Here is a 14,519-nt window from a genome sequence, read left to right as displayed (position 1 = left end):
TTTGTTTCTTTTTGCATTTCTCATGTCATAAAAACAGATGCTCCTTGATCTGCGCGATTAACCGATTGACGGAAAACACGAAAGAGTTCACGTCCAAAACCTTGTTCATTTTTTGAAAGGTCAGGAGCTGTGATTGTTCGCGCGTTAAATTTTTCTAAATCCTCTAAAAGAGTTAATTTACCCCCATGAACATCGAGAAAAACAATGTCACCATCTTGCAACCGCGCAATGGGACCATTATCCAAAGCTTCTGGCGTCACATGGATGGCAGCAGGAATTTTTCCTGATGCTCCGGACATACGGCCATCGGTTATCAATGCTATCCTTTGACCACGATCTTGTAAAACGCCTAAAATAGTGGTTAATTTATGAAGCTCGGGCATACCATTGGCTTTTGGTCCTTGGTAGCGAATAACAGCGATAAAATCTTTATCATGCAACGCTCCAGATTGAAAAGATTTTTGGAGCTCCTCTTGATCATTAAAGACAAGGACTGGTGCTTTAACCTGCCAATATTCTGGTTTTACAGATGAAACTTTTATAATAGCTGTTCCCAAATCTCCCGATAAAACACGAAGACCACCGTCAGGCTGAAATGGTTTTTTCCACCCTGCTAACACCTTATGATCACCACTTTCCTTGAGAGCTGGTTCACGTACCACACCGCCATCAGCAGAAAGTTTGGCTTCAATGGCATAAGCATTGAGATCTTTACCACAAACTGTAGAAACATCTTCATGCACTAAACCGGCCTCAATAAGCTCACGAATAATAAATCCTATTCCCCCTGCCGCATGAAAATGATTGATATCAGCCAAACCATTCGGATAAATTCGTGCTAAGAGAGGTACATGGCATGAAATTTCTGCAATATCACGCCACGTCAATTGAATACCGCAAGCGGCAGCTATAGCCATCAAATGAATCGTATGATTGGTAGAGCCTCCTGTTGCATTTAACCCTACAATGGCATTTACAAAAGAACGCTCATCAATGATCATACCAAGTGGCTTATAATGATCACCAAGGTCTGTCATTTCAAGTACACGCTTTGTCGCTTCTTTTGTTAGAGCATCACGCAACGGTGTATTCGCATTGACAAAAGAAGCTCCCGGCATATGCAGCCCCATCATCTCCAGTATCACCTGATTTGAGTTAGCAGTTCCGTAAAATGTACATGTTCCTGCTCCATGATAAGAACGGGCTTCTGATTCCAACAAAGTTTGGCGATCTATTTTGTTTTCCGCGTAAAGTTGACGTATTTTTGCCTTTTCATCATTATCTTGCCCCGTTGTCATAGGACCAGCAGGGATAAAAATTCCTGGTAAGTGACCAAATGTGAGTGCACCAATCAATAAACCGGGGACAATTTTATCACACACTCCAAGATACAATGCTGCATCAAAGACATCGTGTGATAAGCTTATCGCTGTCGCCATTGCAATCACTTCACGCGAAAAAAGGGAAAGCTCCATCCCTGTATTCCCCTGCGTAACACCATCGCACATCGCAGGAACACCTCCTGCTACCTGCGCAACACCCCCAACCATACGAGCTGTTTCTTTAATTAAGTGAGGAAACTTTTCAAAAGGTTGATGCGCTGAAAGTATATCGTTATAGGCCGTAATAATACCAATATTTCCAACGATATCTCCCTTCAAACGCTCTTTGTCTATTGCACCACAAGCAGCAAAACCATGTGCTTGATTAGCGCATCCCAAAAAACTTCGCTTGGGACGGTGGGTTTGTGCGTTCGCGATGCGCTCTAAATAAATTTCCCGTGTTGATCGAGAACGTTCATAAATTCTTCGTGTAACTGTGGCAATTGTCTTGGAAAGTGCCATATTTATTTCCCCCCTTTCATTGTTTCTCTCCCTTATTCATTAAAGAGAGATTGCGTTTCTATTCCTCTTGTCTCTCATGTTCTGATTCACTTATTTCATTTTCTGCAGGTGACCAATAAACCTGCACAAGATGAGGGGAATTACGCAAAATTGCCCGAATCGGCATCTCTATTTCAGATCCATCTTGACAAGCTTCTTCAAAACAATCACGTTTCTGAAAACCTTCAAAATGGAGAATAATACAACGCGATTGCATAATAACTGGCAAAGTTAGTGAAAGTCTTGGCTCAAAAGCACTCTTGGCATGAAGTGGTAAAACAAGTGCTTGTGTTCGAAGATCAAGTGCTTGCTTTAAACGATCAGCATCAGGAAAAAAGGAAGCCGTATGTCCATCAATCCCCATTCCTAAAACAATAACATCAAAGGGTTTAGGCAAAGTATTAACACGACTTGCTGCTGAAAAAGCCGCAAGTTCAACGGTGCGTGCCTTATGATAAAGTCCTACAAAACGCGCTTTTGCAGCAAAATTTTGTAACAAATAACGCTGTACCATATGTTCATTTGAACGCTCATGGTGAGCAGGTACAAAACGCTCATCAACCAAAGTAATGATAATATTTTGCCAGTCAATATCAGCCTTTGATAGATAATGAAAAAACAACTCTGGTGTTTTTCCACCAGATACTGCTAAAATTGCACGTTTGCGCTCAAGAACAGCTATACTAAGCTCTGCTGCAACACGATCAGCCAATGCTAAAGCAAGAGTCGTGGGTGTTTCAAAATTTAAACGGTCAATATTCATTCCATGCATACTTATTGTTTATTGCTCTAAACTAAATTGTTCCATATACGTCCATCACGTTCCATTAAAATTGTCGAAGCAATGGGTCCCCATGAGCCCGCACTATATTCATAAATAGGCTGCTTTATTGCTTGCCACCCCTCAAGAACAGGTTCAATCCAACGCCAAGCCGCTTCAACTTCATCACGACGCATAAAGAGTGTTTGATCTCCACGAATAACATCCATTAATAAGCGTTCATAAGCATCAGGATTACGTTGAGAAAATGCAGAAGCAAAACTCATATCCAAGGGGATATGACGAAATCGCATACCACCAGGACCAGGATCCTTAATCATCAACCATTGTTTGACACCTTCATCAGGCTGGAGACGAATAACAAGCCGATTAGAAAAAATCTCATCCGAATCCACATTAAAAATATTATGTGGAATGGATTTGAAAAAAACCACAATTTCAGACATTCGCGTAGGCATACGCTTACCAGTTCGTAAATAAAAAGGCGTATCTGCCCAACGCCAATTATTAATCTTAACCTTCAACGCTACAAATGTTTCGCTCTCACTTGCTCTTCCCAAATCTTCAAGATAAGATCCCACACGAACACCATTCAATGTACCAGCAACATACTGTCCACGCACGGTATGTTGTTCTACATTATGAATATCAAGAGGTGTTAAAGAATGCAAAACTTTCAGTTTTTCATCACGCACAGCATTTGCTCTATTCGTAAATGGTATTTCCATCGCCACCAAACAGAGCAATTGCAACATATGATTTTGCACCATATCGCGTAGCGCACCTGCACTCTCATAATATTCTGCACGCCTTTCCAAACCTAAAGATTCAGCAACGGTTATCTGAACATGATCAATATAATTAGAATTCCATAACGGCTCATAAAGTGTATTCACAAACCGTAATGCCATCAAATTTTGAACAGTTTCCTTGCCAAGATAATGATCAATGCGAAAGATTTGATCTTCATTACAAACGCTTGCAAATGCATCGTTAAGCGAAATAGCTGTTTTTACATCACGGCCAATAGGTTTTTCAATGATAATTCGTGTTTGTGGCGTCACCAAATTGCTTTTCCCCAACTGCATCGCAATATCAGCAAAAAGTGGCGAACCAACAGCCAAATAAAAAGCTCGAATATCTGCTGAATCTTGTGACAATACCAGCGCAAGATCTTGCCACCCTCGGTTTGAGGAAACATCAACAGAAACGTAAGTTAAACGTGCAAGAAAACGATGAAGTTCAGTTGAATTGAGATCTTCCTTATGAACATGTGTTTCTAAAGACGCACGAACAAAATTTTGATATTCTTCATTATTCCATGCAGAACGTGCCACCCCAATAATACGGGTGGGTTCATTAAATTGCCCAACACACTGACAATGATAGAGAGCAGGCATAAGTTTGCGTGCTGCTAGGTCACCGTTACCACCAAAAACAATACAATCAAAGGGAGAAACTGGAATAATTTTACTGGCCATGAACTTATTTTATTTTTCTATTCGATTATTCAATCCTATAACTACTTATAACAGCTTCCATCATTAAAGCAGACAGAACCTAAATAAGCCATTAATTTTCTACATTTCAATCAATGTTTCTGTTAAAGACGATCCATTAAAGAAAACCAACGCATTGCTAAAAATATAAGCGGATAGCGCAAAACGTTTCCTCCTGGAAAGGATGAAATCTTTAAGTTCTGAAAATGGGCAAAACGTTCATGATTCCCAGTCAACCATTCTGCATATAATTTTCCCATAAAAGGAGCAAGCATAACGCCATGCCCTGAATAACCACCACAATAAGTCATCCTTGAGAAAAGCTGGCGAACATAAGGCATACGCTCAACCGTGATGGCAACCGTTGCACCCCAACGATGGGTCAAATTAACAGAGTATAATTGAGGATAAATTTCAACAATTTGCCGTTTTATACGTGCATCTAAATTTATAGGATTCTTATTATTGTAACTTTCTACACCACCAAATAAGAGACGATTATCGATGCTTTTGCGAAAATAACGAACCATAAAACGGGAATCATCAACCGATTCACCGCTCATGAGAATTGAACTGTTCTTTGGTAATGGTTCCGTTGCTCCAATATACGAGCGAATAGAAACAATATTTTTCTGAACAAAATGCTGCAAACCAAGTTTATACCCATTCGTTGCGAGTAAGACATGCTCTGCTGTTATACTCCCTTTTTCTGTTATTACGTTCCAATGAGTTCCCTTGCTCTTCACGGTTGTTACTTGTGTCTTCTCATAAAGCTTAGCACCAGCATCTTTAGTTCTTTTTGCCAACCCAACAATCAATTTTAAGGGATTTATATGGCCGGTATCCGCATCATAAATACCACCACAATAAAAAGACGATCCAAGTCGCCTAGATGTTTCAACACTATCCATAAAAGTAAGCGCGTGATAGCCATAACGCTGCATCGCCTCAATATGCCGTTGATAAGAGAGAAGTTCACGCCTTTTGTGGGTTACAGAAAGCTGTCCTGCCATAAAATCACATTGAAAATCAGGTATCGCACACAAAGATAAAATATCTCTTTTAGCTTCTTCTGCTAAATCAAATAGTACTTTACTGCGCTCAAAACCATATTTTTTCTCTAATGTTTCGACCCATTGCCGTTGCCCTGTTCCCAATTGTCCACCATTGCGCCCTGAAGCACCATCCCCAAAACGTGATGCTTCAAATAAAACAACATCCACTCCAGTGTTCGCTAAATGATAAGCAGCTGAAAGGCCTGTCAATCCACCGCCAATAATGACCACATCACACTGTCTATCTTCACAAAAAGAAGGATAAGAGGGACGCTCTTTTAAAGTATCTTCATACCAAGAAAGTCCTGGAGAAATTGGATTAGTGTCAATCATCGTGATAAACCTCAAACATTAAGCAAGAGATATTCGCGCTCCCACGGACTAATCACTTCCATAAAGGTTTCAAATTCTTGTCGTTTAATTGCAGCATAAGTACTGACAAACACGTCCCCTAAAATAGCACGTATTTCTGTATCTTGTTCAAACAAATTGACAGCCTCAATGAGTCCACGCGGTAACTCAATCTTATCAGCATTCACATTATTTGTCGTTGGCTCATCCGGTTCAATTTTCTGTTTTAAACCAATGAGACCACACGCTAAAGAAGCTGCAAGAGCTAAATAAGGATTCGCATCTGACGAAGGAAGCCTATTCTCGACACGTCGCGCTTGAGGAGCAGAACGAGGAACACGAAATGCTGTGGTCCGGTTATCATAGCCCCATCGTAAATTAACAGGCGCTGAAACATCCGGCATAAGGCGTCGATAAGAATTAACATAAGGCGCAAGCATGACAAGTCCTCCCGCCATATGTTTTTGTAATCCACCGATAAAATGGCGAAAACAAACACTTTCTCTACCATCTTCTTGCGTAAAAATATTTATACCTGTCTTCTTATTAACGACTGATTGGTGAATATGCATCGCAGAACCCGGCTGCCCTTGAATGGGCTTTGCCATAAAAGTTGCATACATATTATGTTTCAGTGCTGCTTCACGAATTGTGCGTTTGAACATAAAAACTTGATCAGCCAATTCAATTGGATCACCATGACGTAAATTGATTTCAAACTGACCAGCACCCTCTTCGTGAATAAGTGTATCAATCTCCAATCCTTGCGCTTCCGAAAAATGATAAATATCATCAATGAACTCATCAAACTCATTCACACCGGCAATCGAATAGCCCTGCCCCCCACCAATCGAACGACCAGAACGACCAACGGGAGGAACTAAAGGATAATCAGGATCAGGATTTTTCTCTACTAAATAAAATTCAATTTCTGGTGAAACAACCGGCTTTAGATCCATTTGCGTATAAAAGTTGACTACTTTTCGCAAAACATTTCGTGGTGTATAATCGACAACTTGGCCATTTTGATAGACAAGATCACAAATCACCTGTGCTGTGGGAGCATCTTCCCATGGTACAATGCTTAATGTAGATAAATCAGGCTCAAGACGTAGATCACCATCAGTTTTAGGATATTCAAACCCATGCCCATCTTCAGGATAATCTCCTGAAATTGTTGCTACAAAAACCGCTGAAGGCAATGCCAATGATGTTTCCGATGTAAATTTTTTAGAAAGCATCATCTTGCCACGCGGCACCCCTGCTTGATCAGGCGTGATACACTCAATATCCTCTACCTTACGGAAAGAAAGCCATTGTAAAACTTGTTCCCAATTTTTTACACCCCTTAAATTTCTAAGGAAATGCGGGACAGGCTTAGAGCCCTTACTTTTTATTTGTTTACCATTTTTCACAGCCATAACACACCAACTTAACAAAACAATCAAGCCCCGCAATTCATGGTACCATCCCATGCATGAATGTCACAAAAAATCTTAATCAACTTAATTTTGATAAAATACATAACTTCTATCAAGATAAAATAACCTTACCCTCATTATAAGCTACTGATTATATCAAACATGATGGAAAAATGGTACTGCAACACATCGCCTGCTAACCTGCACTGTATAAAAATCAGCGCAAACGAGCATAATCATCGTGCCAAGCCTCTTGCCAATATCATCTGACAGCAAACAGAAAATTCGTAACATTCAGCAGCACAAGACACGTTTTAAGAGGATATCAGATACCTCCTAAAAAATTAATTATCCACAATAGCACTGCTGAATTTCTTATTTTCCCTCGTCCGTCAAAAGCTTATAGCAGAGTTATTTAGCGCAGATGTCCGTACAAGCAGCGAACATTTAAAAAATATATTTGAAACTCAAGAATTAGATGAAATTTCAGTTATCCGGATTTTCCGGATAACTGCTTCTGTCCGTAAAAACTATAAGACACAATTTTACAACTTAGGTGCCATTATCGCTGTTGGATATCGGGTCAACTCCAAACGCGCTACACAATTTCGACAATGGGCAACGCAAATACTACGTGACTTTGCAATTAGAGGCTATGTCATAGACAAAAAGCGCCTTGAAAACGGCCAAACTCTTAATGAAGATTATTTCGAACATTTACTCGCTGAAATAAGAGAATTTAGCCTTAGTGAACGGCGTTTTTATCAAAAAATTACGGATATTTATACAACCAGTATAAATCATAATAAAGATGCGCCAACAACACACGAATTTTTCAAAAAATTTCAGAATAAACTGCATTTTGCTGTGCACGGAAACACAGCACCTGAACTGATTGCTAAGCGAGCAGACAGCAACAAAAAACATATGGGCTTAGCAACGTGGGAGAATTCTCCCCATGGTAAAATTGTAAAAACCGATGTCACAATTGCTAAAAACTACCTAACACAAGATGAACTTAAGCAGCTTGGCTTAATTGTTAGTGCTTATCTTGATTTAGCAGAGAGTCGCGCCGAGCGAAAAAACCAATGACTATGGAAGATTGGGCACAACAATTAGATAAGCTCCTCGAGCTAGACAAGCGGATTATTTTACAAAACGCTGGAACAATCACAGCAAAAATTGCTAAAGAACATGCAAAAACTGAATTTGAAAAATACCGCATTATTCAGGATAAATTATTTGAATCTGATTTTGATAAAGAAGTTAAAGCCCTTAAGAAACCTAGGCGCAAAAAAAGTGATGACTAAGCTCACAATGTGCTTCAATAAAGCTGTCTTAAGAACAGTGTATACTGACCAACGCTTTTAAGATGTTAAATCGCAGCACTTTCCACAAATGTGGATATGTATGCGACAACACTGCCAGCATAAGTCAACAATCCTGCATTCATAGCCACCAACACCTAACCCCTATCTCAATCTCATCGTGCCCAATTAAAAGACAATTAACCTTTCTTTTATCAAATTGAATCTCATTAAAGAGTGTGCACCTTCACGTTCATTAATAAAATCTCTATGAACGCAGAAAACCTGAAAGACAAAATTTTAAATTTCATCATAAATAGAAATCTACGTAGAAGGGAATGCAAACGGTAGAAAGTATTCATATGATAGTACACGTTTTTAGGTAGTCCGTCCATGAGAGATAAAACCTACAACTCTATCATATTCTCATTAGCAAGTAAAAAACCAAGGGTATTCTTCATCCCTCTGAATAAGACCCGTAATAAACAAAACTTGCAAGAATAACACCGCCAGAAGCTGCGATTGTTTTGACAAATACATACACTTTAGCAACGCGATTATTATTAGTTATAAAAACAATAATTTTTTTAGATTACCCCCCAACAGCGTATAAATTATAAATATCGACACGCTTGTTCTAATCATTTTTTGCGGTATTAAACTATTCCAATTTACCAAACTTACTCCTCATTGAAGCTGGATGTTTCTCATAAACCCACATGATAAAAAAATCAACAGATCATATTGGAGCTACAATCAAAGGTATGTCTTTTCAAGATTCAGAAAGCTTCGTAACCCCTCTTGTTATCTACAGAAAAATAAAAAACCTCTATGGGCAGTGAGGTGCTATGCCTTTATAATTAATGCTTATAGCGCTTTTATAACGCTCAACCCGCCTCAAATATAGGATTGCGCTTTATTAAATAACCTACGCGCATATAGTTAAAGAGAGAAACGATTAAGCTGGCACCAATCATGCCAAGCCAATAGCCAATAAAGCCATATTCAAAAAAATGTGCCATGAGCGCTCCCCCAAATAAGCCTATCCCCCAATAGCTTATTATGATAACAATGGTTGACCAAAATGTATCAAGCAAGCCCACAAGTATGCCATTGAGCATGGATCCTAAAGTGCCAAAAGTAAAAGATAATAAGATAAACGGAAGCAACTTCCAAGAGAAAACAATAACGCTTTCCTCAGCAATATCAAAGATAGTTGTAAGAATGAATTCATAAGAGAGATAAACAACCCCTGATAAAAACAAGACATAAGCGACAGCAAAAACTGTGACACTCATACGTAACTGTTTTAGAACTATATTATTCCCATCTGCTCTATACAACGCTGCTATAGTTGCCGCTGCGCTGGAAATTCCCAAAGCCACCACAGAAATAAGCATATCGAGGCGCATTCCAATCGTATGCGCAGCCAAAGCTTCGACTCCAAAAGCTGTAATCATGAAGGCAATGACAGAAGGAAAGCCCTCCGCAATAAGAATACGGATACCAATGGGAAGTCCTATGAACAGTAATTGTATTATTCGTGAAATTTCTAACTTTGGTCTTAAATAATTAAAGTGAAAGGAACTAAAAATAGAATTGCAAGCCAGAATTATTGCCGTTGCGATAACAATCAAAATACGGATCAAACTACTCGCAATTCCAGCACCAAAGACACCCAATCCGCTTGCAGGACCTATACCAAAAATAAGCAGCCAAGAGATAAGAAAATTCATAGGGATAGCGGCAAGCATAACAAAAGTTAAGAGCTTTGGATGACCAATTGCTGAAAGTAATCCGCGGTCATTGACATAAAGATAAAAAAACACCACTCCTATCGCAGCGCCCCTGTTATATTCCTGCGCTATATGGGCAATTGCCTCATCTTGGCCAAGAAGACATAAAATATTCCTCGTACTGAATAAAATGATCGCACTCATCATTCCAATCAAAAGGGAAAGCCATATCCCTTGATCAAACCATGCTTTTAATGCATCTCTATCTTGTCTACGAAAACTTTCCGCAAGTTTTGGTGCAACCGCGGTAATAATACCGAGCCCCAACAACATAACAAAACTAAACATACTCAGAGCTAACATTGTACCACTCAAGGCTTGAACACCTAAATACGCCACAAGTACCACATCTGTAAAGGAAATCATCATCTGAGAAATAAAGCCAACAGCCAGTGGCAAGCCAAGAGAGAGCAATTGCTTCATCACAACAAACATTAGGAAAAACCCTTCCATACTAAAGTGCATATTAAGCTTGGATCTTTCAAACAAAACGTATTGATTTTTTTCGGTCAAGTTTTTCCACCGCAAATCTTGTGTAAAGGATACATAATGAGAACGCATTATGCTAAGAGGAAATGCTCAATTCTTAAAAGAGAAGCGCAATGCCCCTTTATTGGTTTTTGGGACTTCATGCCATGCGTTTTTTTATACAACATTATACCCCCAAGCAGTTATAATCGTTGATAAAATGTTCTCAGCAAGCCTTTGTTCATCTTGCACATTCATTTTCAGTATTTTTAATAAAATTTTTTGGTACAAAACTTGATATGCTCCCCCTAAAAAACGAATTCTTGACAATAAAGAACTGTTGAAAAATATAAAAATAAACAAGGGACTAATCGTCCTGTTCGAAGATTTTGTACAATGGAATTAGTTTCAAAATCAATATGCAATTCAAAATGATCTGAACGTCAAACGCTGTCTTTTAACTGGAGAGAACGCACACGCAAAACAGAACGCCATTGGTTTGCTAATTCACGAGCTTTTTTTAAGAGACATGCCTTAAAGCACCCAAGCCCATTTCGTGACGGCGCCCGTGAATGGTGTAACGATAAATCCATTGAGCACCTCCATCTTTACACTTATGAAGTAACAAACCGGCACCATCATTATATTTGCCAGCCCCCAATGTTGCGACAGATCTTGCATTAAGACGGTTCATAAGAGCCATTTTTACTCCTTTCTTATACAAATTTTATCCACACATTCATCCCGCTTGTGATGTGCAAGGGTATGATTTTGATTGATTCAACATAGAGAGGTTTGAAATGAGAGAATCTTACGTTATTTGAGACTCTCACTCAACATACAAAACAGAAAATTATCATTATAAATCAATAGATTGTACAATTTAATCAGGATACCAATTGCAATATCAGACCATAAGATTGCAAGAGAAAGTTCTTTTATAAAGAGACATTTTTTAGCTTTATATTGCCTCTTAAACAAGCTAGCCTGTTCATATAACTAAGTTATATGTATAATACATATAACTTCTACAAAAGGAGGATTCATTATGTTCCGTGAAAGCCTTTGGTAATACACTCGGGCGATTAGATCAGCCATCGCCCATCAATAATATATTGCGAGGTAAGAAATTGGGGGAGGTAACCTATGCAACTCGTGGATCATCCTTTTGTGAAGTTCGATGAACTTAAGCCGATTTACAATTTCATATACCCGCTGTTTCGCACTATTTCAAATGAATTTTATGATTACCTAGATTTTAATAAGCTAGCGCAAAGTAAGCGGATTCCACAAGCGCGTACCATTTCTCTTTATTTGCATATTCCCTTTTGCGAAACCATTTGTTCCTTCTGTCCCTTTCAGAAAGGAGCCTACAAGAACATTAAGCAAATCGAAGCTTATATATCAGCGCTTACCACAGAGATCAGAAACAAAGGAAATTTCATTCGCTCGCTTAAAGGTCCCATCCGTAGCATCTATATAGGGGGTGGCACACCCTCGCTCTTGTCCGCAGATAATATCCGACACATCAGAAAAGTACTGCATGACGAATTTGAGCTTTCTTCCTTAGCCGAGTTTACACTGGAAAGCGAACCGAAGAGCGTCACACGTGATAAACTTTATGCTGCCCGTGAGATCGGCGTTAACCGGATCAGTTTCGGTGTACAGAGTTTTATTGAGCGTTTCCGATCATTGTTTAACCTCACCTCAACACGTGAACAAATCAAAAATACCGTGGCTTGGTCACAAGATATAATTGGACATGTCGGTTTCAACCTACTATATGGCATGCACAACCAGCAAGCCGAAGAACTATTATACGATTTGAAGCAAGCAAGCGAGCTTCACCCTGAAACCATCAACCTCTACGCAATCAACAATCTAGCTATCACGTCGCAACTGCATAAGTCTTACGCACAAAAAGAGCTAAAACCATCCAGCCTAAAGCATCGACAGATGCTTCGCTTATTTAGTGACATCGTTATGCGCAGCTGCGGCTATACACCATGTAATGGGCATTCCTATATCAAAATTTCCAATAACACTCCTCTAACGCTTGCTCAAACGAGTTCAGCTAATTATTTCCGCTATCACAAATATTTGCATGGTTATCATGACGATTATATGGTTGGCTTCGGGGCGTCAGCAATGTCGCTTCTCAGCTCACTCATCACACGAGCCAATCCCAATCGAAGCGGATATATGACCAACATACAACTTAAAGGCAAATCCAAAGTATACTACAATTGGGTATCAGCGGAACAACAAGCCTCCAATGCTTTGTGTATGCGGCTACCTTATAACGGCTATGCCCCAAAAAAAGAATTGACTGGACCGCACTCCCCTCTTTTGTATACAATAACCTACAACAGCTCATAGGCGCAGGTCTCATCGCAGAAAAAGTGATAACGATTTCCAGCTGACTCAGCGTGGTTGGCAATGGTATTCCAACCTCATATATTTCCTTCTACCTCAGGCAGATAGGAATCTCTTGGACGACTATGTCGCAAACATGCTGAATACAACCGCCGTACTTGATGGACCAGTGGAAATCTGTGTGGCATCTTAAGGAGAAAAGAATGTTCACGCTTTTTGCCAATAAGGACATACGCTATTTTTGCCTAACCGTTAGTCTGCTTGCCTTACTCAGCGGTGCTTTGCGCACTGCCATCCCGCTATTAGCAAAACAATCTGGATATAGCGTCGTCGGAGTAAGTTGGGCACAAGGTCTCTTCTCATTAGCGTGGCCAATTTTCGGCATCCTTGCAGGCACTTTACTTGATCGCTGCGACAAGATAAAACTTGCCACCTCGGCTCTCCTCATCTTCATGCTCATACATATTATCCTGTTCGTACTGCTTATGATACAGATTGCTCCAGCAGAACAAATTTTCTTCTATGCAACCATTGCTGGATTCATCGTCGTTTCTGCCGAAGCTTATATAATGACGATTCCACCACTTATCATGGAGGGAGAGCGATTGATGACTTTCTACTCAATTGTCTTGTTTTTAGATTTCGGTGTCTCCTCTTTTCTTGCCCCTATCATAACAAGCAGCATTTTAGCGCATAGCACACTGCTATTTCTTGGCCTATTAATCGCGCTTTTTATCACGTTGATTTTTACCACTCGCCATGCTGTTCCGAAATCGCCAGCACTTGATAAAGAAAACATCTCTTTGCGTTATATCATTGCCGGCTTTCATTTCATTTTTTCAAATCGGCATCTCACCTCCCTTACATTACTCACATTCTTTCTATCGGTGGTATTTGGAGCATTCCTAACCTCGTTCATCTTTTTCGTTACCGACAGTCAGTATCTGGGCCTCCATAGCAGCCAATATGGCCTAATGTTTGCAGCCTACGCGCTTGGTACAATGGCAGGTGCCCTATTTGCATCGCGTATACGCTATGCACCGGTGCGCCTAGCTGTTCTCATTGACGGTTTAGGAACTATTGTCTTGCTGCTGATTCCAGCCTTTTCAAAAAGTGCTATCGTCGTATGGGGCGTCACCTTTATCGCTGGCGTTGGAGCAAGCTTATGGTTTATTGCTGTTACCGCCTTCAGGCAGCGCCTCACACCAAAGCAACTTCTCGGGCGAGCTAATTCTGCTTTTCGGGTGATCGGCTATGCTGGAATGCCGGTCGGAAGCTTTTTGGTCGGCGTCCTTGGTTCTTTTATATCATTGCAGTTTGCTGCCACCTTTATCGCTGGACTACTATTGGTGGCTATCGCGATAACGCTTCCATTTCTTTGGCAAGCTGATCATATAGACACATCCAACCCTGCCACGAGGTAAAGCTGCTTTTTAAAAAAGACACGGTCGGAAAAAGCACACATCCCCTATTCCGCAATCGATTGATCTGTTCTTTGGACGAGAAAATTATCACCATAATGGCTGATAGAGCTAAGGAGCACTATGGAATCAACCAAACAAACGCTAAGAGCAAAACAGAC

8 protein-coding genes and 2 pseudogenes are annotated in these 14,519 nt (G+C 40.0%); 3 read left to right on the top strand and 7 right to left on the bottom strand.

Translation table 11 applies throughout. From position 1 onward, the window contains the following. Positions 1 to 20 precede the first annotated feature (20 nt). From edd to T429_RS0101065, 5 genes are all read right to left on the bottom strand, one after another. On the bottom strand, positions 21 to 1,844 hold the full coding sequence (gene edd, locus T429_RS0101085) for a phosphogluconate dehydratase (RefSeq protein WP_005775021.1): 1,824 nt from the start codon (positions 1,842 to 1,844) through the stop codon (positions 21 to 23). Positions 1,845 to 1,902: 58 nt separating this feature from the next. Beyond that, positions 1,903 to 2,655, bottom strand: coding sequence for a 6-phosphogluconolactonase (pgl, locus tag T429_RS0101080; RefSeq protein ID WP_005773994.1), 753 nt, complete (start codon positions 2,653 to 2,655; stop codon positions 1,903 to 1,905). 17 nt (positions 2,656 to 2,672) lie between these two features. Continuing rightward, positions 2,673 to 4,145, bottom strand: a complete 1,473-nt coding sequence (zwf, locus tag T429_RS0101075; RefSeq protein WP_005775020.1) for a glucose-6-phosphate dehydrogenase — start codon at positions 4,143 to 4,145, stop codon at positions 2,673 to 2,675. A gap of 122 nt (positions 4,146 to 4,267) precedes the next feature. Continuing rightward, on the bottom strand, positions 4,268 to 5,551 hold the full coding sequence (locus T429_RS0101070) for an NAD(P)/FAD-dependent oxidoreductase (protein ID WP_005775019.1): 1,284 nt from the start codon (positions 5,549 to 5,551) through the stop codon (positions 4,268 to 4,270). 11 nt (positions 5,552 to 5,562) lie between these two features. Continuing rightward, entirely contained in the window at positions 5,563 to 6,990 is a 1,428-nt protein-coding gene (locus T429_RS0101065) for a glutamine synthetase family protein (RefSeq protein WP_026500819.1), read from the bottom strand. Positions 6,991 to 7,347: 357 nt separating this feature from the next. On the opposite strand from T429_RS0101065, the pseudogene T429_RS10215 reads away from it, so the two are divergent. Beyond that, positions 7,348 to 8,300, top strand: a pseudogene (locus T429_RS10215) (virulence RhuM family protein). Between the two features lie 884 nt (positions 8,301 to 9,184). On the opposite strand, the gene T429_RS0101045 reads toward T429_RS10215, so the two are convergent. After that, the gene (locus tag T429_RS0101045; RefSeq protein WP_005775015.1) at positions 9,185 to 10,528 is read right to left on the bottom strand and encodes an MATE family efflux transporter; all 1,344 of its coding nucleotides are present in this window, start codon (positions 10,526 to 10,528) and stop codon (positions 9,185 to 9,187) included. Between the two features lie 509 nt (positions 10,529 to 11,037). Then, positions 11,038 to 11,264 (bottom strand): annotated as a pseudogene (locus tag T429_RS0101040) (Arm DNA-binding domain-containing protein); the annotation flags it as partial. A 443-nt stretch (positions 11,265 to 11,707) separates the two neighbouring features. Between T429_RS0101040 and T429_RS0101035 the strand changes: the two are divergent. Continuing rightward, on the top strand, positions 11,708 to 12,940 hold the full coding sequence (locus T429_RS0101035) for a coproporphyrinogen-III oxidase family protein (protein WP_005774001.1): 1,233 nt from the start codon (positions 11,708 to 11,710) through the stop codon (positions 12,938 to 12,940). A 200-nt stretch (positions 12,941 to 13,140) separates the two neighbouring features. After that, entirely contained in the window at positions 13,141 to 14,361 is a 1,221-nt protein-coding gene (locus T429_RS0101030) for an MFS transporter (protein WP_005774002.1), read from the top strand. Positions 14,362 to 14,519 lie beyond the last annotated feature (158 nt).

Source organism: Bartonella elizabethae F9251 = ATCC 49927 (assembly GCF_000518165.1).
GTDB lineage: Bacteria > Pseudomonadota > Alphaproteobacteria > Rhizobiales > Rhizobiaceae > Bartonella > Bartonella elizabethae.
The sequence above is the reverse complement of the archived record's forward strand: the minus strand, read 5'-3'. Positions and strand labels throughout refer to the sequence as shown.